Annotated in this window: 24 protein-coding genes; 19 read left to right on the top strand and 5 right to left on the bottom strand. The window is 56.2% G+C overall.

The window, feature by feature from the left end:
- Positions 1-36: 36 nt before the first annotated feature.
- Entirely contained in the window at positions 37-471 is a 435-nt protein-coding gene (locus RUGAMON1_RS31735) for a hypothetical protein (RefSeq protein WP_445234262.1), read from the bottom strand.
- A gap of 514 nt (positions 472-985) precedes the next feature.
- Here RUGAMON1_RS31735 and RUGAMON1_RS31730 point away from each other — a divergent pair.
- Positions 986-1,732 (top strand): autoinducer binding domain-containing protein, encoded by a 747-nt coding sequence (locus tag RUGAMON1_RS31730; RefSeq protein ID WP_445234261.1) that lies wholly within the window; start codon positions 986-988, stop codon positions 1,730-1,732.
- Between the two features lie 43 nt (positions 1,733-1,775).
- Positions 1,776-2,879, top strand: a complete 1,104-nt coding sequence (locus RUGAMON1_RS31725; RefSeq protein WP_445234260.1) for a fatty acid desaturase — start codon at positions 1,776-1,778, stop codon at positions 2,877-2,879.
- 409 nt (positions 2,880-3,288) lie between these two features.
- Here the strand turns inward: RUGAMON1_RS31725 and RUGAMON1_RS31720 are convergent, their stop codons facing one another.
- Complete coding sequence (locus RUGAMON1_RS31720; RefSeq protein ID WP_445234259.1) at positions 3,289-3,846, bottom strand: hypothetical protein; 558 nt, start codon at positions 3,844-3,846, stop codon at positions 3,289-3,291.
- 1,024 nt (positions 3,847-4,870) lie between these two features.
- Positions 4,871-5,080 (bottom strand): hypothetical protein, encoded by a 210-nt coding sequence (locus RUGAMON1_RS31715; protein WP_445234258.1) that lies wholly within the window; start codon positions 5,078-5,080, stop codon positions 4,871-4,873.
- 185 nt (positions 5,081-5,265) lie between these two features.
- Between RUGAMON1_RS31715 and RUGAMON1_RS31710 the strand changes: the two genes are divergently transcribed.
- The 17 genes from RUGAMON1_RS31710 (at position 5,266) to RUGAMON1_RS31630 (ending at position 21,146) form a co-directional block, all read left to right on the top strand.
- Complete coding sequence (locus RUGAMON1_RS31710; protein WP_445234257.1) at positions 5,266-5,586, top strand: hypothetical protein; 321 nt, start codon at positions 5,266-5,268, stop codon at positions 5,584-5,586.
- Position 5,587: 1 nt separating this feature from the next.
- A complete protein-coding gene (locus tag RUGAMON1_RS31705; RefSeq protein WP_445234256.1) occupies positions 5,588-6,214 on the top strand; it encodes a lytic transglycosylase domain-containing protein in 627 nt (208 codons plus the stop codon).
- A gap of 27 nt (positions 6,215-6,241) precedes the next feature.
- On the top strand, positions 6,242-6,523 hold the full coding sequence (locus tag RUGAMON1_RS31700; protein ID WP_445234255.1) for a hypothetical protein: 282 nt from the start codon (positions 6,242-6,244) through the stop codon (positions 6,521-6,523).
- A 2-nt stretch (positions 6,524-6,525) separates the two neighbouring features.
- The gene (locus RUGAMON1_RS31695; protein WP_445234254.1) at positions 6,526-6,888 is read left to right on the top strand and encodes a VirB3 family type IV secretion system protein; all 363 of its coding nucleotides are present in this window, start codon (positions 6,526-6,528) and stop codon (positions 6,886-6,888) included.
- Positions 6,863-9,232 (top strand): VirB4 family type IV secretion/conjugal transfer ATPase, encoded by a 2,370-nt coding sequence (locus tag RUGAMON1_RS31690; RefSeq protein WP_445234253.1) that lies wholly within the window; start codon positions 6,863-6,865, stop codon positions 9,230-9,232. The genes RUGAMON1_RS31695 and RUGAMON1_RS31690 overlap by 26 nt, the downstream gene beginning before the upstream one ends.
- 108 nt (positions 9,233-9,340) lie before the next feature.
- Positions 9,341-10,000: a P-type DNA transfer protein VirB5 gene (gene virB5, locus RUGAMON1_RS31685; RefSeq protein WP_445234252.1), complete on the top strand. Its 660-nt coding sequence runs from the start codon at positions 9,341-9,343 to the stop codon at positions 9,998-10,000.
- Positions 10,001-10,082: 82 nt separating this feature from the next.
- Positions 10,083-11,009 carry a TrbL/VirB6 family protein gene (locus RUGAMON1_RS31680; RefSeq protein WP_445234251.1) on the top strand — a complete coding sequence of 309 codons (927 nt, stop codon included), beginning with the start codon at positions 10,083-10,085 and terminating at the stop codon, positions 11,007-11,009.
- 141 nt (positions 11,010-11,150) lie between these two features.
- Positions 11,151-11,957 (top strand): VirB8/TrbF family protein, encoded by an 807-nt coding sequence (locus RUGAMON1_RS31675; protein WP_445234250.1) that lies wholly within the window; start codon positions 11,151-11,153, stop codon positions 11,955-11,957.
- Complete coding sequence (locus RUGAMON1_RS31670; protein ID WP_445234249.1) at positions 11,954-12,784, top strand: TrbG/VirB9 family P-type conjugative transfer protein; 831 nt, start codon at positions 11,954-11,956, stop codon at positions 12,782-12,784. Before RUGAMON1_RS31675 ends, RUGAMON1_RS31670 begins: the two co-directional genes overlap by 4 nt.
- Positions 12,781-14,088: a type IV secretion system protein VirB10 gene (virB10, locus tag RUGAMON1_RS31665; RefSeq protein ID WP_445234248.1), complete on the top strand. Its 1,308-nt coding sequence runs from the start codon at positions 12,781-12,783 to the stop codon at positions 14,086-14,088. The genes RUGAMON1_RS31670 and virB10 overlap by 4 nt, the downstream gene beginning before the upstream one ends.
- Entirely contained in the window at positions 14,069-15,301 is a 1,233-nt protein-coding gene (virB11, locus tag RUGAMON1_RS31660) for a P-type DNA transfer ATPase VirB11 (RefSeq protein WP_445234247.1), read from the top strand. Before virB10 ends, virB11 begins: the two co-directional genes overlap by 20 nt.
- Positions 15,294-17,177, top strand: a complete 1,884-nt coding sequence (locus tag RUGAMON1_RS31655) for a type IV secretory system conjugative DNA transfer family protein (protein ID WP_445234246.1) — start codon at positions 15,294-15,296, stop codon at positions 17,175-17,177. Before virB11 ends, RUGAMON1_RS31655 begins: the two co-directional genes overlap by 8 nt.
- A gap of 14 nt (positions 17,178-17,191) precedes the next feature.
- Positions 17,192-19,324, top strand: coding sequence for an LPD7 domain-containing protein (locus RUGAMON1_RS31650; protein ID WP_445234245.1), 2,133 nt, complete (start codon positions 17,192-17,194; stop codon positions 19,322-19,324).
- A gap of 90 nt (positions 19,325-19,414) precedes the next feature.
- A complete protein-coding gene (locus tag RUGAMON1_RS31645) occupies positions 19,415-20,023 on the top strand; it encodes a TrbM/KikA/MpfK family conjugal transfer protein (RefSeq protein ID WP_445234244.1) in 609 nt (202 codons plus the stop codon).
- 69 nt (positions 20,024-20,092) lie between these two features.
- On the top strand, positions 20,093-20,671 hold the full coding sequence (locus tag RUGAMON1_RS31640) for a hypothetical protein (RefSeq protein WP_445234243.1): 579 nt from the start codon (positions 20,093-20,095) through the stop codon (positions 20,669-20,671).
- Positions 20,668-20,859 carry a hypothetical protein gene (locus RUGAMON1_RS31635; protein WP_445234242.1) on the top strand — a complete coding sequence of 64 codons (192 nt, stop codon included), beginning with the start codon at positions 20,668-20,670 and terminating at the stop codon, positions 20,857-20,859. The genes RUGAMON1_RS31640 and RUGAMON1_RS31635 overlap by 4 nt, the downstream gene beginning before the upstream one ends.
- The gene (locus RUGAMON1_RS31630; RefSeq protein WP_445234241.1) at positions 20,847-21,146 is read left to right on the top strand and encodes a hypothetical protein; all 300 of its coding nucleotides are present in this window, start codon (positions 20,847-20,849) and stop codon (positions 21,144-21,146) included. The genes RUGAMON1_RS31635 and RUGAMON1_RS31630 overlap by 13 nt, the downstream gene beginning before the upstream one ends.
- Positions 21,147-21,279: 133 nt before the next feature.
- Here RUGAMON1_RS31630 and RUGAMON1_RS31625 read toward each other — a convergent pair whose 3' ends face one another.
- Positions 21,280-24,102, bottom strand: coding sequence for an LPD7 domain-containing protein (locus tag RUGAMON1_RS31625; protein WP_445234240.1), 2,823 nt, complete (start codon positions 24,100-24,102; stop codon positions 21,280-21,282).
- On the bottom strand, positions 24,092-24,454 hold the full coding sequence (locus RUGAMON1_RS31620; RefSeq protein ID WP_445234239.1) for a plasmid mobilization protein: 363 nt from the start codon (positions 24,452-24,454) through the stop codon (positions 24,092-24,094). The genes RUGAMON1_RS31625 and RUGAMON1_RS31620 overlap by 11 nt, the downstream gene beginning before the upstream one ends.
- Between the last annotated feature and the right edge of the window lie 285 nt (positions 24,455-24,739).

Here is a 24,739-nt window from a genome sequence, read left to right as displayed (position 1 = left end):
GGGGTTGGCTAGGGTGGCCTGGAGGGGTGGGCGGCTTCATCGCCCAGTCGCGTAGCGACCAAGGGAGCGTAAGCGACCGCGCTCCGTAATGGGCATCCCGGTTTTTTCGCGTCCGCGAAAAAAAGCCCCGGATGTTGCTCTTAAGACCTTGGGGTCTTGGGTCTTGGGCTGCTGCTGGTCTACGCCTGAGCAAAATCGAAATTTGACAAACGTTACGGTAAAATGATCTGTCCTGCTCTCTGGCGGCAGTAACTTAAAAAAACAATCAAAATGGGCCTGAACAAGCAAGAAATATTGGTTATCGCCGAAACCAACCGGGGAAACTATTCGGTTGAAATTAAATCCGTCAACACGGGACTTTGGCAAGTCGGCATCAAGATCGGGAATCCTGACAGGTATTTCGACGTATTTACCAGTCGTGGCGATTTGAAAACATGGCGCAATCTTGCCGATGCAGTGAACTTTGTCCAAGAGACATGTCCCGACTGCATGAATGTAGACATCTCTGTCCAACACTGGACCTTTTCCCGCAGAAGTTAATCCATGACTGAAATCAACTTTAGTTGCCCTCATTGCGAGCATCATTATTTCGGTGAGACATCAGTTTCTGATGCCGGTAACTTGCATGATGTGCAATGTGAATCATGCGACAACTTGTTGTATTTTTTGATACAAGAGTGCCCTAGGTGTACTGCTGAGACTGTGTTCCGGTGGAAGGTACGGCCCACATGGGAGGCGGTGGCACTGTTGGCTTGCGGTTCTTGTGGCAACTCATTTAATAACCTCGAAGCCCTGGAAGAGGACGATTGATATCCGATAGCCTCATTGATTATCCACATCTAGTCCGATGAAAGTTTTTTCGTAAAACATTATTTTGCCTCCTGGAGGAACCGTACCTATAAAACCTTTTCTGCTCGTTAAGCCAATGCAAAAGAAACTCTACATAGTCTCGTAAGGCAAGACGGCGGATGTGAAAGGATTACCTATGGGTATCATCCGTGACGTCCATGATGTAATGGACACCATTGGGGAATTAGCGTACTGCACAACGGAAATCGAAGCAGCCGTGCTAGTCAAGGACGTGGTAGCTATGCTGGGCGCGCACTGGTTCGTCTACACCACATTGCTGCCTACCGTCTTTGACGAAGTGAACGAAAGCTTTCGATACTTCATCGGTTGCAGCCCCGAACTTTGCAAGTTATACAAGAAGCGTATGTGGATCATGAACGATCCATTTTTCGAGTACGCGAGGTCGAACAGTGCACCGATTTTAGGGTCTAAGATCAAAGTGCAAACCAGCGGGCAAGCAGAAATGATGCGTGCCTCGGCCGACATGGGATTCCTCAGCGGTTTCGTGATACCCACGCATACGTCGATGGGTTCTGGCAAGCGCATGGGTTTGCTGTACGTGGGTTCCGAGGAACCCGAGGATGTCGCGGAGCCGCAGTTCATGCGTAAGCGCGTCCAATACGGCGCACTGGGATCGGAACTTTTATTGTGGTGGAATGCACGCTTACGGCAGCAAGCCATGCGCAAGTATAGCTTGCTTGAAATTGATGTTGAAATGCTATCGCTTTCCCGCAAGGGAAAAGTTGCTTGCGAGATAGCGGCAATCTACGATATAAAGGTCGCTGCTGTTTATAAAAGACTCAACACGATCAAGGAAAAATTCGACGTTGAGAAGATAGATCAAGCGGTCAGACACGCCGAAGCAGAAGGAATACTCGAATAGGTGGGGGTGGCTGCACCAGCCAACGAGACAACGGAAATATTCTATGGCTATGCGCAGCAGGAACATCAAGAACGCAGGGTACTTGTTGGCGTTACTGCCGCAGCTCCTATTTGTCATTGGCGTTCTGATAGGCTTCCCGTGGCTGGCCGTGCTGTTTTTCTTCGCCTTGCTGCCAGTAGTGCGCCTGTTTGTCGGAAACGACGAGTCGCCACCAAATGCGACGCCCTCCCCTCGGTTGCTATTTTTTTTGCGCGGCGTGCCGCGCCTTTACTTCGGGGCCTGGCTGTTTCTCTTACCATGGACTATGTGGATGCTCGGCAGCAGCACCTTCACTCCGCTTGGATACGCCGGGATCGGCGTATCTTTCTGGATAGTGGTGTCGCTCAATACCGCCGTGGCCCATGAACTGAGCCACGCAAGCACGCGCTTGGACCGCACGCTCGGCGTGCTGCTCGATGCGACGGTCGGATACTTCCACTTCCTGGAGGAACACGCCAACCATCATGCCAGGACAGGCCATTACATCGGCGGCGACGCCGCCAAGCCGGGGCTGTCGGTGTACCGCTACGCGGTGATACGCTACGCTCATTCGTTTGTTAACGCTTGGGAGTACGAGACTGGACGATTGAAGCATTTACGTTTGTCCTGGGTGTCCAACCGGCTGCTGTGTCGCCTTTTCATCCCGGCCGCCATAGCGGCGGGATTCTACTACTTCGCCGGCTGGCAAGGATTGGTGTTCTACACGGCTGAAATCGTCGGAGCCGCCTTTTCAATACAGGCGATCACGTACTTGCAGCACTGGGGGTTATCGCAGCGCTACACACCGGAATTGCAGGACTTCGGTTTCGCGTGGGAGGATGGCTGTTGGATGCAAGCATGCGTCACCCTCAACCATGCCTACCATGGCCAACACCACCTGAACCAGCGCCAGCCGTTCTACAAACTCGCTTTGCCGAAGGGGGCGCTCACCCTCCCCGCGTCGTACCCAGTCATGTTTGTATTGGCCCTGTTCCCCCCAGCCTTCGACCGTGTTATGGCGGCACGGCTGAGCAAATGGCGCACCGATTACCAAGCGCAAGAGGAACTGATACATGACAGCGACTGTATCGGTGCGGCGCGTATAGCGCGTCTGCTGCGCAAGGGTTGATATTTTCGCGTCCGCGAAAATCTTGGTGACAAACCGCAGCTGCCTGGCGCGCGGATCTGTCACCAATGTCCCGCAATTATCTAGCGGGTAGTCATTACGCCAATGCTAATAGTCAGTGGCATCCGCATCGAACCGACGTACCAGACATGTTTGCTTATGCCGTTGTGTGCAATTAACCGCTAATGAACATGCATGTTCGATCAGTACACCGGCTTCTTCATCCCCAATACCCGATATACCCTGGAACACAGTCCGAGTAAGCCATACTTGACTACCAGTTGGGGGGCATAGGAATAATTTCTTTGATTTTGACATGATTGCCACTCCGTGATGATGAAGTAGCTACCTTAAAATCACGACTCGACTGAAGGTGAGGAACTTTGCAATTGATTGCAAAGTTCCTCACCGCTCAATCCTCTTCCTGCTCGTCGCCCTTGGGTTGTTCTTTGGTCGTTTCCAAGTCATCGGCGCCGACCTCAATAAGCCGAGTCATCAGTGCTTGGTATGCCATGTCCCGAGGAAGATTATCGCGTTCGTAGATGGAGGCAATCACCTTGATCGGATTGTAGATCAACACATACTGCATATCGCTTGCTAGTCCACCCCGTACATCGATGAAACCCAAAGCCTGTAATTTGCGCATGCGGGCCCGCCAAGTTGCCTCTCCTCGACCACCACTGAAGCCTGATTCAAAAGCCAGCTCTTTATTGGTACGAATCTCGACAAACCCCTCGTCGAATACCCTGCACCACAGTGCCAAGTATGTGCCAAATAACGGCGTACCTTTACCGGCGAGTTGATCCATGATGCGGCCGATGAGACTCATAGTGCGTGGGATAGTGGTGAATCCAACCCTCCCCTTGCGCAACCACAATGAGTCATCCGAAATTTCGGGCCAAAAATTGTTGCGCAAGGCGAGGCGTTTTCCGTCTGCGGACCTTACTTTTTTGTTGTTCAGAGCGACCATATTTACATCCGTAAATGGGCAAAATCGGGAAATTTGCGGTTTTCATGACTAGACCACATCATCACATGTAGTCGGGGAATGCTCTAATGGTACACTATATGATGTAGAAGGTCACTTTATAATCATGGGCTTAGGGCCGAATGCGTACTCTATGTACTCAATGTTTTCCTTGTTATCAATATAGTGCTCCCAGTGAGTCGGACGGGCGTTGACAAAAGGGCGTATTGCGAAACGGGAATACATCGGCGACACTACAAATCGTGGTAGCAAAAAAAAGACCCAACCGGCTCTAACCGGAAGGGTCCAAGGTTTACGCTATGAGTAGTTTCGTCAACAGCGTGACTAATGCAATTGCCACTACAGTGACGAGGTTCAGCTCGAACGCAAACTCACCAAATTTTATCTTCAGTTTCATTTATAAGTCCTCCATTTCTGGGGTTCTTACTGAACGAAACGGCTCCCGTTAAACTTCTCAGGGTACAACGGGGGCCGTTTGGTTCGACACCCCATTCGCATTGTGATGCCTTGCAAAAATTTTCACAAGGCAAATTGTGCTTTGCATACCATAAATATTTGCCACAAGGGGCTTGATTTCTTCAAACCCCTTTGTTTGCTGTTGGTATCGCTTTTTCAAGCGTTGTATTTACACAACGTGGCATAGTCCACTCAAAAAGTGGCCATAGATAGGATGCACATCCTACTGTCGGCCCATGATTGTCACTTCAACAGACACCGTAATCCGCATATGGCCAGTGGCACCAATATCATTTGGTGGCACCAGGTAGTCGCCGGCGTTACGATCGTGTCACCAATCCTCTTCCTATTCCAATTTTTCGCGTCCGCGAAAATCCTTTGTTTTATCAAGTTTTTGGCAACCTAACGCAGCGCATCGGGCGAGACCGGCAAGTTGGCGATGTCAGGGTAGTTTCGCAGCACCGAGCGCCAGTAAGCCGAATCGTAGTGTTTTACCCATCTATAAATATCGGGTCGTCCTCGAAGTGCCGGTAAATTTCACACCGATTCGCTAGGCACCCTTTTTGCCCATGTGGCGAAGCGTCCTGACCTCCGCGTATTCATCATTGTTCATGACCGGCGTATTACTCGCGCCGTGTACGTCATCCACCGCATATTCGCGCTCCAACCAAGCATCGATCACCAGATCGCAAGGCTTTCTCATACTCAACTCTTGCATAGTGGCATTTTTACCAATCTTGCAAATAAAAAAACCTTCCATCGTATATCAGCCTCGGCTGTTCCGCCTAATATTTTGCCCCCTTTGGAGTTGCATAAGTGGCAACCAACAATACAGCACTAGCACGATACGGGCGGAAAAAATACAAATCTAACTTTTTTCAAACAAAATCGCGTTTTGTTTATTTTTTCGTATAAACTACAACAAATTCACGAATTGCCAAGATTATGAACGATCTGCCAAAGCAGCAATACCGGATGACGCGGTTGACCAAGCAATACCTTGCCATCCTCGCCACCGCCATGACAGGCGGTTACGTGGTCACGGTGCACGAAGCGGGAGCGGGTGTATGGGCGGTAGCGGTGCAGTTCGAGGGCCAGGAGACGCAGCAGATCGCGACATCACGCGGGGAGTTGAAGGTGTGGCGGAACTTGATCGGCGCGATCACTTTTGTGCAAGACAACTGCGCAGCGGCAAGCAATGTGTTCATCGAGGTAGGCGGTTGGCGGCTTTGCCGTTTGCCAGTCGCAGAACTGACAGGAGGCTGAAATGGCGGACTACTTGCCACCGAACGATTGCATGCGCTACGCCGCAGCGCCCATCGAGCGTGCTCTGGTGGCCGTGGAATCGTCCTTCAACCCCTATGCCATCGGTGTCGTGGGCGGCCGACTCGACCGCCAGCCGCGCAACAAACAAGAGGCGGTGGCTACAGCGCTAAGCCTCAAATCGCTCGGCTACAACTACAGCATGGGTTGCCGCCAAGTCAATCAGGCCAACCTCGCCAAGTACGGCCTGACGCATGAAACCGTGTTCGACCCGCAGAAAAACGCGCTCGCTGGGTCATCGATTTTTGACGAGTGCCATAACCGGGCCGTCGCCAAGCTGGGCGATGGCATTTCAGCAACCAAGGCCGCGCTGTCCTGCTACTACAGCGGCAACTTCAGTACCGGCCAAGCAAAGGAGGGCAACAAACCTAGCTACGTTGACAAGGTGCTGGCGCACCTCGAACCGGACGGTTTCAAGGCTGTAGTCCAGCCGGTGCCGGTCGCCGCGAAGACTGCGCGGAAAACGCCACCGCAGGGAGGACCAGCGGCAAAACAGTCTGACGCAGTATCGAATCCCGCAGTAAACGAAGGGCCGCGTACCGCGACCTGGGATGTGTTCCAAGAGTTTTAAACCCAACCACTACTTAAAGGTGTTCCCATGAAAAAATATCAATTCGCTATCGCTATGGCCGCAATCACCGTTTCGACCTACGCCAGTGCAGCCGGCGGCCTGACTACCGGCCAGACCGCCATCGAAGATTTCAAGGTTTGGTTCTTTACCATCCTCGGCATTCTGGCGGCGATCTACCTCGGCGCGAAGGGTTCGCAGCTCGCCACGGACAAAATCCAGTGGGGTGACTTCGGCCAATCCGTCATGAAAACCGCCGTGGTCGGAGCTGGCGTCACGCTGGCCGCCTGGGCCTACGCGCTCTGGGCATAAGCATGGAAAGGCCTCCTGAAAAACAAGCGGTGTACCCCTCGTTTAACGCGCTTTCGCGGGTTGCGATGGTGTGGGGCATTCCGCTTGTAGCTCTGATTCTGGTGGCGTTGGCGAGCATGGTTTTAGCCGTCATCGCCGCCGCGATCATCGGGGTAGGGGGCATTTTCTTCGCGGTCGTCGGCGTGCCTGTCCTGCTATTCATCAAGCAGATCAGCGCGAACGACGACCAAGCGCTTCGCATCGCCGTACTTGAATTCCGGTGCCGCTTGTCGCGAAGAAACGCCAAGCTTTTTGGCAATACCTTCACCCTCTCACCTATGCGATTCGGACGGAGAAAACATGTCTACAAGCGCCATCCTAAATAACCAACCGGCAGTGGAAGACCGTCTGCCGAAGATCGAACGGCATGTGAAGCGCCATGTTGTCAGCTACACCGACGACAAGGCGCTGATGGTCATTAAACTGACCGGCATGCCGTTCGAGTCGCTGGCGGACGACGTGATTGTCAACCGCTTCGACACCCGCAACCGCATCCTCGCGTCGATGGGGAAGGAAAAGGGCAACCGGCTCGCGATCTGGACCACCCTGAAGCGGGAGAAAGTCACTTTCGAGAGCAAGTTCAAGTTCAAGTCGGCATTCATGCGCGAGTTCTCCAAGCGCTACCTGAAACGCTTTGATAGCGACAGCTATTACGAGAACAACTTCTATATCTCGCTGCTGTTGAAGCATGACGACATCGAGGAAGGCGTGCAGGAGCTGGAGGAACTGGGGGAGCAGGTCATCAAGGGCTTGAGCGCCTACGATCCCGAATACCTGATCACGTATGAATCCAACAACGTGTTGTTCTCGCATAACTTCGAATTCCTCGGCTCCTTGATTAACGGGTTCAAGGAACAGCAGCCGGTATTTTCCGATCCGGCGCACGAAACCATTCCCAGTTCGTGGCACCACTGGGGCTATGACCTGCAGGAAATTCGTGGCTCCAATGAAACCCGGTACGCGACCAATTACGACTTGAAAGGGTTCCCCGACGAGACCAAGTGGGGCATGTTCGACAAGGTGCTGTCGCTGCCCGCAGAATTCATCCTCACGCAGTCGTTCCAATGCATGGGCGTGGTGCAAGCGCAAAAGGCCATCAACGCCCAAATCAACAAGCTACAGTCGGTCAAGGACAAGGCCACGCACCAGCTCGAAGAATTGCAAACCGCGCTCGGATATCTGAGTTCCGGCGAACTGGCTTTCGGTGAATACCATTGCGCGTTGACGGTGTTCGGCCCGACCAAGACCAAGGCGGTGGATAACGGCACGATGGTGACATCGACCATGCTGGGCGATTGCGGCGCGAAGTTCCTGAAAGCCGCCCTGTCGGCACCGTACACTTATCTGAGCCACGTACCGGGAGCCAAGTACAAACCCCGGCCGATGTTGAAGTCCACGCGCAACCTGGCTGCGGGCTTCGGCATGCACAATTTCTCGACCGGCAAATCGGAAGGCAACCCGATCGGTGATGGCTCGGCGGTCATTCCGCTCCAATCGATATCGTCATCGTTGTACAGCTTCAACTTCCACCACACGAAGGATGGCGAGAACAATTTAGGAGAGAAAATTGCCGGACACACGCTAATCTTGGGCGCGACCGGCGCCGGTAAGACGACCGTCGAAACGACGCTGATTGGCTTCATGGAGCGCTTTGACACCAAGATTTTCGCCTTGGACAAAGACGAGGGCTTGAAGATTTTCATTGCAGCGCTCGGCGGCATCTACTTCTCGCTCAAGGCGGGAGAGAGCACCGGCTTGGCTCCGTTCCAGTTGCCGGACACGCCCGCAAACCGCCAGTTCCTCTACGGTTTGGTGCGTACCTGTGCCGAGGACCAAGACGGCAAGGTCACGGACGAAGAGGGCAACCAGATCAAGGTGGCCGTCGATGCCGTCATGAGTCTCGATATCCAGCATCGCCGTTTCAGCCGCTTGCTGGAAAACATCCCATCTGGTGGCGGCAATTCGCTACCGCAGCGGCTTGCCAAGTGGTGCGAAGCGTCCGATGGTGAGTTTGCATGGGCGCTCGATAACGTCGCCGACAACATGGGCCTCATCAACGAACGCATGGTGGGCTTCGACGTGTCGGACTTCCTGCGGGAGAAATACAAGCCGACCGAACCGGTTCTGGCTTACCTGTTCCACCTCAAGAACATGATGCAGAAGCAGGGCGGGTTGCTCGCCACTGTCATCGAAGAATTCTATGTGCCAGCGTCGTATCCCAGCACGCAAAAAATGATGTTCGATGTGCTCAAAACCGGCCGCAAGCGTGATGAATTTATGGTGATGGCGTCGCAATCGCCCGAAGACGCGATCAACTCGCCAATCTTCGCGGCGATCCGCGACCAGACTCCGACCAAGCTGCTTTTGCCCAATCCATCGGCCGAGTTCGAGAGCTATCAGCGCGTGGGTTTGACCCGCAAGGAATTCGACAAGCTGAAAGCGCTCGATGTCGATTCGCGCACGTTCCTTATTAAGCAGGGAAATCAAAGCTGTTTCGCAAAGCTCGATCTGTATGGCATGGATGACCAGATTTCCGTCCTGTCGAGCAACACCGAGAACATCGCCATCTTCAACGAGATCGTGTCGCGGGTGGGCACCGACCCGGAAGCGTGGATGCCCGAGTTCCAGGCGCAGCGCAAGGGCAAAAAGCAAGCCCTCGAAACTGCGTAACCCAGTCAGGCGACGGGACCGATTATTTTCGCGTCCGCGAAAAAATACCCAGTACCCGCCGCCGTTCACAAATTTTCGCGGACGCGAAAAACCAAAGGAGTCTCAACTATGAAAATTTTTAAACTGGCGAGGGCAGGGGTGGTATTGCTGTTCGCCGCTTCCGCCCCCGCCTTCGCGGGGATACCTGTTTCTGTGCTGATCGATGTACCTGCCATCGCCAATCAAGTCCAGACGATTGCTCAATGGTCCAAGCAGTATCAGCAAATGGTGTCGCAAATTCAGGGGCTGCAAAAGCAGTACAGCGCTATGACAGGTTTGCGCAGCCTCGGGCAAATCATGAACAACCCTGCGCTGCGCAGTTACCTGCCCGAAGAATGGGCCGGTATCTACAGCCAACTGCAAACCGGCTCCTACCCCAGCATCACCGGCCGGGCGAGCACCATTTATTCGAATGAAGGCTTCGATAGCTCCGCTGTCGGTGGCCGCAAGCGTCAGCAAGACGTGATGGTTGCCAACAAGGCGATGACGATGGAAGCCTACAAGGCGACCGAAGCCCGCCTTGCCAACATCAACGCGTTGATGGTGCAAGCCGATGCCCAGCAGGACGCCAAGGGCGCCGCCGATCTGGCAAATCGTATGGCGGCGGAGCAAGCGATGATCCAGAACGAACAGGTCCGCCTGAACCTGCTCGTTCAATTGCAAGCGGCTGAAAAGCAGCTTGCGGATCAACAACGGGCGCGTGAATTCGATACAGCATTCGCGCAATAAGTAGAACCGGGCGGGCGGCGATGCCCGCCCCGCCCGATCAACCTAATAAGCAAGAACGGAGCGGGACACCAGTCCCATCACTATGGCCATCACACCATTTACCTACGTCTATAACTATTTCGACACAGCCGTAACCGCTGTTCTGGTGAGCGGTACGGCGAAAATGATCGCGCTCATAACGCCGCTCGTGACAACCGCTTTCGGCCTGTACGTGCTGCTCATCGTCTATTCGTATATGCGCGGTAACGCCGACATCATCGATGACATGGAGGACTGGTTTTACCGCATGATCGGCTGGGCGGCGATCATCACTTACGGTCTGAATATCGGCACCTATCAGCTGTATGTCGCCCCCTTCGTGATCGGCCTCGGTGACGATCTGGCTTCAGTGGCTAGTCCGCCGGGGTTCAATGCGGCGGCGTCGCTGGACACGATGGCGAACGCCTTCATCAGCGCCTTCATCGATATGTACAACGCCGCAGACGGCATCAAGCAAAGCCTGTTCGCGCTGATGGCGATACTCTGCGTTGCCGTGTTCGGTGGTGTCTTCATGGCTATCGCCATCGCCTACATCATCCTTGCCAAAGTCGCCCTGGGCGTGCTTGTGGCAATCGGCCCGCTGTTTATAGCAGCCGCCTTGTTCCCCGCCACGCGGGATTTGTTCAAGAACTGGACCGCTCAGGTTCTCAACTACTCGTTCTTGGTCCTGCTGTTCGCGTTCGGCGCGCAGATCGAGATAGCGCTGATGACCACGCAGATACCGACCGGGCTGACGATTTCTTCCGTATTCAACATATCGCTGCTGTCGTTCGTGATGATCTTCGTGTCGCTCAACTTCCCGGCAATCGCCGCAGCACTGGCGGGCGGTATTGGCATCTCCACGATGGTGCGCAAGATTCCCGGCTTGCCGAAAATGCCCAGCTTCAAGGGCAAGTCACCGCCAGCGGGCGGAAGCGTAACCCCTAAAGATTCGCCGCAAGGCGGCTCTGTAACCCCTGAGAAAAAGTGAGACCACCATGCAAAAACTATTCGCAATCCTCGCCTGTGTAGTCATTGCTACCGGGTGCAGCAGCTCGCCGCCCAAACCGCCACAGCCGAAAGGCGAATGGACGCCTGTTAATCAACCATCGACGCAAAAGGGGCAATAACCATGCTAGCAGTCTTAAAAAATCTGGGTGCTCGCAAAGCGGGCAATAAAGTGGCACCCCGCGAGGACAAGGGCGCGATGACGATGGACCAGCTAAGCGAGTGGTACTTGGAACAAGCGCTGGCTTTCGAGAAGTCCAAGCGCGTTGCCGAACGCGACTCGAAGAAAATCGCGTGGCGTGTGGCGGCAGGTGCCATGGTGCTGGCCGGTGTCGCCATCGCGGCGGCGGGCGTCAACATGTTCACGCACAAGCCAAATCCTCCGGTGGTATGGATGATAAAGGAAAATGTTGGTGAAATCGTTCAGCTCCGAGCGCTGAGCGACGGCAAAATCTCATTGCCGAAAGCTACCGACCTGTACTACCTGAAGCAGTACATCCACTACCGTGAATCCTACGACTGGCAGACGCTGCAAGACTTCTACAACGCGACGATAGAGCTATCGTCGGCTGAAGAGGGCAAGCGCTACAAGGAATTCATGGACCCGAGCGCCGCGAACGCCAAGTCGCCGGTGAACAAATACAAGAACAATTACCGGGTGATCGCCACAGCCGGCACGATTTCGTGGGTTGGCGATGTGGCGCTCGTTTCCTACGAGAAGAAATTTATCCCGTTGACTGGGCCTGAAAAGCCCCACACCGAATACTTCCAAGCAACTATCGCCCGCGAGTATGAGGATGCGCCGAAGGACGACAAGGACCGTGGCATCAACGTCCCAGGGTTTAAAGTCACCAGCTTTACGCCAGAGCGTGACGTAACGAAAAACTCGGCGATGGATAACGCCGCAGCCGCTGCGGAGGTGGTGCAATGAACCGCCATTTCTTATCAGCGCTGGCCTTTGCACTGGTGGCCGGTCAAGCGGTGGCGGCGTCCCAGGGCGATCCGCGTATCCGCGTTGAGCGGTATGACTTCTTCCGCGTGGTGCCGATCTATACCCGCGTCGGTGAACCCACACTCATCCAGTTCGAGGACGATGAACGGATCGTGGACACGCCGGAAGGGATGATGGGCATGGGCGATGCCAAGGCATGGTCAATCGGCCCTAAGGGCAGCAACATCATGCTCAAGCCCAAGAGCGAGAACCCCGATACCAAGCTGCTGGTGGTGACGACCAAGCGCACCTACGCTTTCGAGATTATCTCGGTTCCAGCCAAGTCCGGCGCGGCTGTGACCAATATCCTGCGCTTCGACTATCCAGATACCGCCCAAAAAGTAGCTGAAGAAGCGGCGCAGCGCGCCAAGCTGGTCAACGAGCGCCTACAAAAAATCGAGGCGGCGGTGATAGCGGCCGGTCCACTGCAAGCGCGCAACCGCAAATATATGAAGCAGGGCGACGAATCGTTAGCGCCAAGCTCAGTCGAGGATGACGGCCGCTTCACTTACATGCGCTTCGATTCGGCGCGGCCGTTGCCCACGGTGTTCAAAGTGCTGCCCGATGGTCAAGAGGCCATGACCAATTTCCACATGGACCCGCAGACGGCCACCCTGATTGTCCACGATGTGGCGGCCAGTTTCGTGCTGCGCTACGGCGCTGCCGTCATGGCAATCCGCAATGACGGCTTTAACCCCGATGGAAAAATTAACGTGCTTGGCACATCCGTGCCAAACGCCGTCCGCATGCAAAAGGACCCTCTATGAACACGATCACCAATACCCCGTCCGATGAGCCTATCGACCGTGACATTCCCGATCTCTCGGTCGGCAAAAAAAAGAACAACGTCACCCGCCTTATCACGGCGGGGGTGCTGTTGTTGGCGATTGTTATCGCCGTGGTCGGACTGTCGATGTTCATGAAGCAGCTTGAAAAAAATAAGCGCGAATCAGTGGCGGAAAAGGCCAAGGCTCGCCCGAAAGCTGCGGCCCTGACATCAGTAGCATCTACCGATATCCGCGCAGCCCAAACGCGTATAGAGAAGCAGGAGCAGGCAGATGAAACGGCTGCCGCCCAAGCCTCGGCGCAGGCTGCTGCGACGTCACCGGCCAAAGGCACACCGGGCCAACTGGCGATGCCAGCCGACGCCATTGGCGTCACGCCGACTGGTGCCAAAGCTGCGGCCGGGGCACGGCAGGGCCAAGGTGCTGGCAACGCCGCACAAGGTGCGCCCAGCTCTGCCGCAACTGGTGGTGCCCCGGCCGCACCACATATGTCGCGGGCACAACGCCAGATGGACGGCGATGTTCTGGTGACAGGAGGAAGCGGCGGCGCCAGCGCGTTGGGCGACGACGGCAGCCGCCGTGCAGCCTCTCCTTCAGCCGCAGCCGGGCCCGTTCGTACCGTTGCTGCAGGGGCGGCAGACGTAGCCCGCAATGGTTTGGACGACAAGGTGAAACCCTCCGCGCTGTTGGCTGGTAAAGCGGGCCAGCGGACGGACTTGACCATGCTGCTGCAACGTGGCACATCGATTCCCTGTGGGGACATTTCCGCGATCAGCAGCGAACAACCGGGAATGGTGATGTGCCTTGTGTCGAACGATGTCTGGTCCTCGGACGGCAAGGTAGTGTTGATCGAAAAAGGCAGCAAGGCCTTTGGCGAGCGGCGCGAGGCTATGTTGCGAGGACAAAAACGTATCGGGGCTGTCTGGACCCGCATCGACACTCCCTACGGTGTCTTCGCCGATGTCAATTCTCTTGCGACCGACCCTCTCGGGCGCGCTGGCATTCCGGCTGACGTGGATAACCATCTGAGTGAACGCTTCGGCGGTGCTATTTTGCTCAGCCTGATTGGCGATGCCGGGCAGGCTTTGGCGAACCGCGCCAATAACGGCGGCGGCACCATCCAGTTCAGCAATACGGCAACGGCTGGGCAAGACCTTGCGACCAAGACCCTGGAAAACACGATCAACATACCGCCGACCGGCTATGTGAATCAGGGTGAGGTCAATACCATTTTTGTGCTGCGCGATATGGATTTCAGGGGGGTATATGAACTCGCCCGTAAGTAACCTGAACGGCAACGCCCAATTGGCGGAAGGCCAGCCGCAGGGCTGTGTTGCCGGCTCCCAGCAACGCGCTGCCCTGGAACTGGCGGCCGACCGTCCACATGTTTTCGCGGACGCGAAAATCGGTACGCTCGCCAAGGCGCGGTCGCCGATTACTCCATCGGAACGCGCACTTGAGTCGAAGGGTAAATTCGACCGTAGCGTGACCGTCAGGGAAAAGCTTAAACAGTGTGGCTTGCAGCGTTTTTTTGACATGCCCGGCATCACCGATGTGCGTGTCAATCAGCCTGGGACGATCATTACCGAATCGTCCGAAGGCTGGAAAGCCTATCCGGTGCCAGAATGCAACCTGCAAATTTTGCGCGAGCTGGCTAACGCCGCCTCGATCTTCAACGGTGGCACTGCACTGGATGAACAGTCGCCCATCAAGAGTGTACGCATGCCCGATGGGCAGCGCGGGCAAATTGTGATTCATCCAGGTTGCGAACGTGACACGGTCGCCATGGTGTTTCGTATAGCTAGCAGCCAGCGTTTCAGTATCGATGACTACGTCCGCACCAACCGTCTCAAGAACTTCCATGACGTTTCCACGTTCAAGGAAGTGCCCGACAACGTGCACCTGCAACCCTTCGAACTTGATCTGTTGTCGGCCAAGAACACCCGCGACATGCGGCGGTTTTTCGAGCTGTGCATCGAGCACAAGTTGAACATTTGTATGTCTGGTGGCGTCGGCAGCGGCAAGACAACGTTCATGAAGGCCCTCGCGGATTTGGTGCCAGCTAATACCTGCATCATCACCATTGAGGACACCCACGAACTCGATTTGCCTCTTCATTGGAACAAGGTGCATCTGTTCTACGGTGACTTCGTTACGCCCAAGCAGCAATTGAAAAATTGCATGCGGATGAAGCCTGACCGCATTTTCTTGACCGAACTACGGGGTGACGAGGCGTTCGACTACATCGCCGCCCTCAATACCGGCCATCCCGGCTCATTGACGACCGCCCATGCCAATGACCCCATCGGGACTTTTCAGCGTATCGCCACGCTTATCAAGCAATCCGAAGTGGGCCTTCGGCTGGACTGGGACCACATCGTGCGCGATGTGACTTGCTCCCTCGATGTCGTCTGCCAGTTCGAACACACCAAGATGACGCAACTCTATTTTGATCCGGTTCGCAAGGCAAAAATGATGAGGGGAGATAAAGATGTCTAACACTCGCAAGTACATGATTATGGCCGCCATCGGGTTGGTGTTCCTCGTTGGCCTGAGCGTGGCCGGGCTGTATGTCGGCGGCCGCTTGTTCGCGCACTTCCAGAAGATCCCGCCCGAGACGGTCACGCTGACGACCCTCCCCGATTACTGGGACGCCTTCCACCACATCCAGAAGGTGAAAAGGGCGCTGGTAGGCGGCATCGCCGCCGCCGTCGCCGTGCCTGTGGTGCCGATTGGTTTGTTCATGTTCATCCTGTTCAGCGGCCCCGCTGTCGCGCTGCACGGCAATCAACGCTGGGCGAACTCGGGGGAGATTCGCCGTTCGGGCCTGACCGGCAAGCCCAGCAGTCAGTGGCCCGCCCTTGTGCTGGCGAAGAAGGGCGGCCAGTTCCTGCTCTATTGGGGTAAGGAGTTTGTGAGCCTCGCGTCGGCGACCCAAGGCGGCAAGGGGGTGGGGTTCGTGATTCCCAACCTGCTGTTCTATGCCCACTCGGTCATCAACCTGGACCTGAAACTTGAGAACTGGCGCATCACGGCCGGTTTCCGCGCTCTGTGGGGTCAGGCTTGCTATCTGTTCGCTCCTGGACAGGAAAACTTCGAGTCGCACCGCTTCAACCCCCTATTTTACGTGCGCGATGAATATGAATACCGCATCAGCGACCTGCAAAATCAGGCGGTGATGTGGTTCCCCATCAAGAGCGAGAAAGACCGCTTCTTTACCGGTAACGCCCAAACCCTGTTCTTGGGCTTGGGCTTGTACATGATGGAGACACCGGACGAAGAATTTACCATGCCGAACCTGCTGCGGCTGGCGACGCCAGCGAGCGGCGAAGGGCTCAGCAAATGGATCGAATCGACCATCCGCGCACGCGAGGACAGCGCAAGCCCGCACCCGCGCCTGTCGGTGGAATGCGTCGATGCGCTGCGCGGTTACTCCACTCTGTCGGAGAAGGCGCAGGGTGACATCCTGGGCACCTTCATGGAGCCGCTGAAAATCTTCCGCGACCCGGTGCTGTCGGCCGCCACCAGCGGCAATGATTTCGATTTGCGCGATGTGCGCCGGAAAAAAATGTCGATCTATATCGGCATGACCGCCGAAGACTTGGTGCGCTACTCGGTGCTGATGAATATTTTCTTCTCGCTGGCGATCAACCTCAACACCAAGACGCTGCCGGAAGACGACCCGACCCTGAAATATCAATGTCTGCTGCTGCTGGACGAATTCACGGCGCTGGGCCGGATCACCATTATCCGCAAGGCGATTGCGATTATGGCGGGCTTCAACATGCGGCTGGCCTTGGTGTACCAAAACAATTCTCAGATCGCCGGGGACGAAGACGGCTACGGCAGGGAAGGGGCGGACACGCTGCTGAGCAACTGCACGACCAAGCTGCTGTACCAGCCCGACGACCTCAAGGACGCGAAGGAATATTCCGAGCTGCTGGGCTACTACACGCTCAGAAACAAGAGCCGGTCGCGCCAGCCGGGCAAGGCCGGACTGGGCACCAACGAGTCGGATCAAAAACGGGCGCTCATGCTGCCGCAGGAGCTGCGCGAGCTTGGCTTCGGCAAGGTCATCGTCCTCAAGAAAAACACCAAGCCCATCTTGGCCGACAAGGTCATTTACTACAACGACCCGGCGTTTGCTGAGCGCATGAATCTGCCGACGCCGAAAGTACCGGTCCTGAGCATCGTCAGGACCGTCCACCGTGATCGGGCCTTGACGCCCGATGAACTTGCAACGACCGACGCCGACGACATCGTCAATAGCAAAGAGATTCTTGACGCTATTGCAGACGCCATCGGCTTCGACTTTGCGGCATTTGAAGCAAAAGCAGCACACGACGAAGAAAACACTATGGCGAGAGCCGCTTAAACGAAGGAGTCACCATGAACAGCATTGAAGTAACACGTAGTGCCAAAGAGGTTGACCAGTTGGTGAAGGATTTCGAGAAGGACCGAGGCCGGAAGGATTTACCGGCGCTGTCCGACGCTCTGATGCAAAACAAACTGGACATCGCTCAAGCGTTGATTGACCGGAAAGCCGATGTGAACGAGTACGCCAAGAAGCCCGCAGGTGAGCGCGGGATGGCTCCGATCCATTTCGCGCAGTCGCCGGAAGCTGTCAAGATGCTGGCGGCCGCTGGCGCGGTGATCGACGCCCCGTACAAGGAAGTCGATCACGCTTGGGGCATGCGCGGCGAAACCAAGCTGCAATCCCTGGCACTGACCGGCCGGGCCAAGGATGTGCCGGTGATTGACGCCTTGCTGCAAGCCGGTGCCGACAGCAACCGCGCCTTTGGCAAGGAGTTCGACTATGGCAAAAATTCGACGCTGGCCGCCAGCGACAGGATCGAGCGCGAGGGTGCCACGATGTCGACGCGGTTGACATTGATCCGCGAGAACACCAAACCGCACACGGTGATGCAGTTGTCCACCAAGGCATCGGACGAGAAGGCGTACACGCTGAGCTATGAAGGTGCCGACTTCCAGAAAATCATGACGGATGCCAGTAAGCTGCAAGCGAACGGCACCGACATTCTGGTGAACGAGAAAGCCAATCCACACGTGGTCCACGCCAAAACCAATCTCGACAAGAACGTCGATATCGGCCGCGTGATCCAGCCCGTCACGGCCCCGGACGGCACCTACGTGAAAGGACTCGGCGAAATGGTACTGCCAAGTTTCTATGACAAGCTGCCCATCGACACCAAGGCTTACGATGCGCGCCAACAGACGGCGGCGAAGCCAGAAGGGCCGCAGGAACCCGCAAAACAGGCCACAAGCGCGCCCAAGGATGTCACCGACACTACCCCGGCCGAGCCGGGCAAAAAGACCGCGTCAGAGGCTTCCAAGCAGCCATTGGCCGCCGACAAGCAGGAGCAGGGCGCAGACAGCGCGTCAGCCGTGGACGAGAAGGGCCGCAAGATCATCCTGACCAAGACCGACTACGCTCTGCCGGAAACGGTGGTGGGTAGCTACAAGGTTCAAAACGGCAAGTTCATGGATAAGTCCACCGACGCGCTGCGCTTTGAAGATCACGGCAAAAAACTTTCGACGCCAGTCGAAGACCGGGTGGTGATTGCCGACATGATCGCGGTGGCGGCCGCCAAAAACTGGGGCACGCTGGAATTGAAGGGGACCGAGAATTTCAAGCAGCTCGCATGGCTGGAAGCCTCGGCGCGCGGTATGGAGACCAAGGGCTACAAGCCAAACGAACGCGACCTGGAACAGCTCGATCATCTGAAACGCGAACGAGGCGTCACCAGCGACAAGCCAGCCCTTGCGGGTGCATCTGACAAGACACTGGGCAACAGCGTTGAGGTCGTCGTAGGGCGCGAGCGCGCCATGCAGGAAGTCGCGGCGGACCAGCCGCAGCAACCGGCTGCTGTGAAAGCCGTACCGAACCCCGCTGTCTCGACCGCAGCAGCACCGGAACCGGTTCTCGACACGGTGCGCGAAGACCGCCAAACCGGCAAGCTGCTGGAACACGGCCCGGCCAAGTATCACTTCAACCCAAAGGAGAACGACAACTATTACGTCAAACTCGAAACCCTCACAGGGGAGAAAGTCATCTGGGGTAAAGACCTCGAACGGGCGATCAGCGACGCGGCAGTCAAGCCCGGCGAAGCTGTCACCTTGTCCCGCAAGGGTAGCGAAGATGTGGTTGTTGACCGCAATAAGCTCGATGAAAAGGGCCATGTCGTCGGCAGGGAACCCATCGAAGCCTACCGCAATAAGTGGGAAGTCAAGCCGGTGGAACTGAAAGTGGATCGCGTACTTTCGGCCGAAGATAAATTGAAGGTGGACGGCATTGCCAAGGTGATGGGCAAGGAGCTGGCCAAGTACGCGCCGAAGGATCGCGAAGCCCTCATCGCCAAGCTAACGGATGGCCTCAACAATGGCACTGTGGATTTGCAGAAGGTGCCGACGCCAAAGGTAGCGGTTCGGTCCATCGATAAACCAGCACCCGAGCAAACGCGTGATCGGGGCGCGAAACAGGAGCAAGCCCGGTCCCGATAATTTCGCGGACGCGAAATATTGGTGACACCGCGGCCGCTACCTGGCGCAGCCGGCGTCACCAACCATCAACCCTTTTTGGAACTTATGACCATGAAACCGAAACGTATCATCGCCGCGCTCGCGGTAGTTGCTTCGACCTTCGCCGTACAGTCGGCCAACGCGCAGGACTTGAGCGCATTGGCCGCGCTTGCGTGTGAGGCCACCTTGTGCCTATCGACGGGACAGCCGCCGACCGAATGCACGCCGTCGCTGAACAAATACTTCAGCATCGCATTTAAACAGCCTTGGAAAACAATACAGGCTCGCGGCAATTTTCTGAAGCTTTGCCCCGATGTTCAGGGGGGGCAAGCCCAGAAGATGGCCGAACAATCCGTGTCGCAGAGTGAACGCGACGAGGCGGGCAAGGATCAAGCGGAACAAGGCGAAGCAGGGGACCCGCAATCGGGCGCGGCAACTGCTCAGCCGCCGAAGGAACAGATTAAGGCCGCGCTCGACTCCCTAACGCCGCTCTATGACGCCCAGGCGCAACAAAGCGTGGCGGCCCGCCAAGTACTGGAAAGCTGCATCGCCCAGCAAGGCGCGATAGAAACCGGCCATTGCCAAGCGGAGAAAGCCGACTTCGACGCCAAGCGTGCGCCCGCCATCACCTTGCGCGCCGAGATAACTCGGCTCGAAACCATGTTGGGCAGCGCCCAATAACCCCTTGGTGACACGATCGCGGCGCCGGCGCGGCGATCGTGTCACCAATCCAACGGCCAAGGACGAACCATGCTCGATAAACTTATAGGTGTGGCTCTCGCCACCCTGATAGCGGCCAAGCCATCAGCGGCGGCCGATTTGACCGTACCGTATCCACCCGCACAAGCGCAGGAACGGATAATCAAGGCTGTGGGCCAGCTTGCGCCCGGCCATCCCGACCACCGCCGCTACCGCATCGCGACCCCTTACGGCGCGGCGCTGTTTCCTCCCGATAGCGATTTCAATGATCGCACTGGCGGCCAGCCGCTGGCGAGTTGGCTTGCTCTGCCGCCAGCACAGCGCCAATATGACGTGCTGATTACGCCTGACGTGGATTTCTACTGGCCCGCTGACGGCATGATGTTCACATGCAAATTCATCGTGCATATCGATCCTGCCGGGGCCGGCGAAGCACGTCTCTCGATATTGCAAGTGGACCCAACGAAGTATCTCGGCAAGAAGTTTCACCCGCTGGGCCGCACTGGCCCCCACTTCTACATGGAGCTGAAACCCGCGCCGCAGTCGCCACAAGCCACGACGGCGCTCCGCACGCTGCTGGCCGCCGTGCTGGACGCGGGAAGTCCGCAACCCACGCAGGAGGCAAAATGAAAGCAGGGGATTCCATCTACTTTTTGATCGACCGCTTCACGGAGGAAATCGGTACGGTCGTCTCGTTCGATGAAATTACCGGCCGCGTGGTGGTGCGCGCCGATGACGATGGCAAGATTTTCAGTGGGTACGAGGATCAAACACGATCTGACGACGACGATTATAGGAGGTGCAAATGGCAACAGTAATCATCGAAGTAACTGATGATGGCAACGGAGGAATTACGAGCAAGTTGTTTGGCGATCTATCAGGCGCATTTTCGGCAGCACGAACAGCGGCGATCTTCGTCAAACAGCAGTTGGACCAGACAGGTGTCACGCCTTGCCCGTATTGTCATGCCGAGGAACTCAAATGTACCGAGTGTGGTGGCACTGGATACGCGCTGCTGGAGCCAGGTGAAGGTGCGCGGCACTTAATGTCCGAGATTGTGCAGGACGCCCAGCAGCTTGCTGCTGGTGATATAAACGCACCTTGATGGCCGCGAAAATCAGGGATGGTGACACCGGCCGCGCACCAGGTCAGCGCCGGCGTCACCAAAAACATCGCTTGCATGCCCCTTCTTTGGTGATTGACCAGTTCCTGCAGGACCGGCCGCGTGTACCCAAAACCTACCGCTCCCGATCCTGTTTCTTGCCCGGTTCATCCTTCATGGAGCCGCGTTCAGGCTTGGGCGAAGCAGGGCGCTTGACTGGCGCGTCTGGTACTGGCGACGGCGCTGCGGGTGGCTGATATTCCCGCCCCAATTTGCGATGGTGGGCTTGCTGTGCGCGCTCCGATGCGATGGTCTGCGCCCTCTGTTCCCTGATTTGCTCCAGCCCCTTGTCTTGGAATGTGACCTTGAGTCCGGCCTCGGCGGCCACTATCGCTGAACGCTCCCTGAATTCCTTCGGTCCCGATACAATCATGATGCTGCCAAATTTCGCTTCGGCCAGCCTCAAACCAGCTTCAACGGCAAAACGGTCGGTCTGCAACATCACCAGCTTGGAACCGCGATCCTCGATGATGGCCCTGCCGCCCAGCGTGTACACCACGTCGCCGTTGATGTGGACACGGAATTTCACATCGCGGCCACGGTAGAAAATGCCGTTTTCCTCACGGTGGCCCTCGGCCGCCGAAATCGATCCGCCCGTGACCGGTTCCCGTGCTGCGGGATACTTCGCCATGCGCCGCAGCTCGGCCAGCGCCGGGCCATGCCCTGTTTCGGCCAGATCGCGAAGGAATTCCCGATATTGTTCTGTCACCGGTTTGGCGAGCTGTTTGCGCTCGATGCGTATGGAGGCTTCCAGATTGCGCTCGGCGGCCACGTAAGTCATTTTCGCAACCGAGTCCTGGGCTTTGCGCTGCATCGGCGCTCCCAGGGCGTTGGTGTGCTTCCTGTGGTCGCGTTCGTGTTTGAGGGCGTCCCGGCGTGATTTCTCGCTGGCGAACTGCTTCGTCCACAGAGCGCGCTGGCCGCCAAGACGCTTGCGCTCGTTCTGGAACTGCCGCCACAGCGCGGACGACGGCGCCAGCCGTGCCCCCCGCACCGGCTCCATGCTCTCCTGTCGGCCGTAGGAGTCGCGCAGGATCGCAGCCGCGTCGTTCCACGACAGGCGCATTTCCCGCGTCAGGAAGTCCGAAACGTTCAATTTGCGGTTGCCGCAGACGATCCGTGCGCTGCCATCGGGCGCTTTGATGACTTCGTACTTGTCCAAGAGGACGCCGTGGGACTGCGACAGGTCCGCCAGCAGTCGGTGGGCGTCGAGGGTCATCCTGATCCGTCGAAACTCCTCGATTTCGTTGCTGACATCGAACTGGTCGCGCTCGCGCAGGTCTCGGCCGTGCTGGCTGAGCCGGGAATCGGTCAAACGCCCGGTCGGCCTTAAGACTCCGCTGCCGCGCTCGCTATCGCGATGCCGTCGCAATCCGTCAGCTCCACCGGATCGTTGGTGGACCAGCTGACGAGGTGCATGATCCGGCAATAACATTTGACCTCCTGGGGAGAAGCCAACCACATCGACGCTGGACAGTGTTCGCAGACCGTTGATGGATCGGGCCGACGCGACTCGTGGATGCGAGAAAGGGTCGTGGCTCCGATCTGCGGCAAACGCGTGTTGGAGTCGAACGAATTGTCGTTCGCGGTATCGTCCTTCGCCTTCGCCCTGGGCTTGCTCTTGGACTTCCCAGCGCCCGCCGTCTGCGCCTTCGGTGCCGGTTCCCCGTGCGGCAACTCCTCGAACTGGGCCATCACTTCCTCCATCGATGGCCCGCTCTCGTCCTGGGCCGCGCTCGCTGGCACCGGGGGAGTTATATTCGTCGCCCCTGCCGTCTCGTCCGCGCTCTGGCTGTTTGAATCCATAGACTTGTTCAAATGGGTTTCGTTTGAATCCTTCTGACTCATGGCGAGGCTCCTTGTATTTAGTATAAAACCTGTTGGCTTGATCGGCTAGAATCTGGTGCTTTCCATCTGCATCAGCTTCCTTATATCGCAGGAATAACTTCGTGTTACCGCTGTTGAGATATTTGACTTCCATCGCTCTGCGCGAAAACCATTCTTCGAGGCCTTGATTGATGGTTGCGTTGTCGGTGCGCTCAGCACCGGCTACCTCATACTTGCAAGTGACTTCGGCCGACAGGGCGGCGCGCTTGTCCGTATCGCTTAGCTCGATGAACTCACGGGAAAAGACAAACTCCTTGAGGTTCACGCCTTTGACGTTGTCGGCAGGTTTGACGTTCAGATACTCATTATCTTTCCCGCTGTTGCGTGTTTTGGTATCACCGAATTCGGTCAATAGCTCCTTGAAGCCCTCATAGCTGGTAATCCCTCTATCGAGTACCGCACCCAATATCTCCTTTTTTAAATCGCGGTTATTGCCCTCAAATTCGTCATCCTTGTAGCGGTTGATCATATCCGATGCATCAGTGAATTCGATACGACGGTTGTTTTTAGGGCTAGCCAGCCCATACTTGTTATTTACATGCTCCTGAAACGCGTCGATGAAGCGTTCGCTATGTTCGACCAGCCCGAACGGATTCAAAGCCCCGCCGCTCAACAAATTTACTTTCGGGATGACGAAATGGATATGTGGCTTACGCTCCACCGTTTCGCCAGTTTTCTGGTTGATGTAACTTTTAATTTTTGGTAAATGCGCCTCGGCATAAAAATTATATTCGTCGCGGCCGTATGCGGCAAATGCAAATTCTTCGAAGTCGCGAACAATATTTTCCATCGCATCGCGGGATATAACATCTTCCTTGAACGATAAGGTTATATGCAAATACTTTTCGGCGTCTGAATCTATGTCGTGGATAAGTTGATCGGTAAAATCAAGGTCGCCCGCCAAAATGACGCGCTCGTCTAGTTCATCACGTGTGAACTCCCGGCCTTGCTTGTGGCCGTTCTCAAGATACTCCTTGATGCCTTCTTTACCGCCACCGATTCTAATCAACATGATTTAAGGCCGATCTCAAATATTTGGCGATGGCTTCCAAGTCCGCGATAGCGTCCCGGCAGAGCGGGGCGGTAAGCTTACCGGCGGCATTGGCTCCATTAAGCACATGGGCAATTTGGTTCATGTTATTGCTGGTCTTATTGAACAGAAACTGCATGCGCTTCTTTTCAAGGCTTGCGGCTGGCTTGGCAACTACGACCGTCTTATTCTTTAGGACAACATCACGCAGAAAATCGGCCCGCTTCATGCCAGACAGGGCGATCTTCTCATTCAACGGAGCCGCTTCGGATTTGGTCAGCTTGAACGAATAGGAATCCGACAGTAGCTCTTTGTGCTTTTGGGGCCGTGCCATGGTGCCTTCCTTAAAACAGTAAAACGCGTCGCGTTATCCGCCAGCGCAGCCTGGGCGATCCCTGCGCCGCAGGCGCTGGGGTTTCAAAGGGGATACCCCTTTGGCACGGATATGATACCAAACTCGAAGAGTTTTGTATTCATATCTGTCGTGCCTTGGCAGAGGCCACCACCGCCAAGGGAAGCTTGCATCTAAGTTGCATTTGGTAGCTTTCGGTTGCACAGCAGAGCATTCCGACATATCATGGTTGCACGGAGGTTGCAAATGGTTGCAAAGACCAGCGCC

Source organism: Duganella rhizosphaerae (assembly GCF_040364205.1).
Lineage (GTDB): Bacteria > Pseudomonadota > Gammaproteobacteria > Burkholderiales > Burkholderiaceae_D > Rugamonas > Rugamonas rhizosphaerae.
Note: the sequence above shows the minus strand (reverse complement) of the source record. Positions and strands in the feature narration are given on the sequence as shown.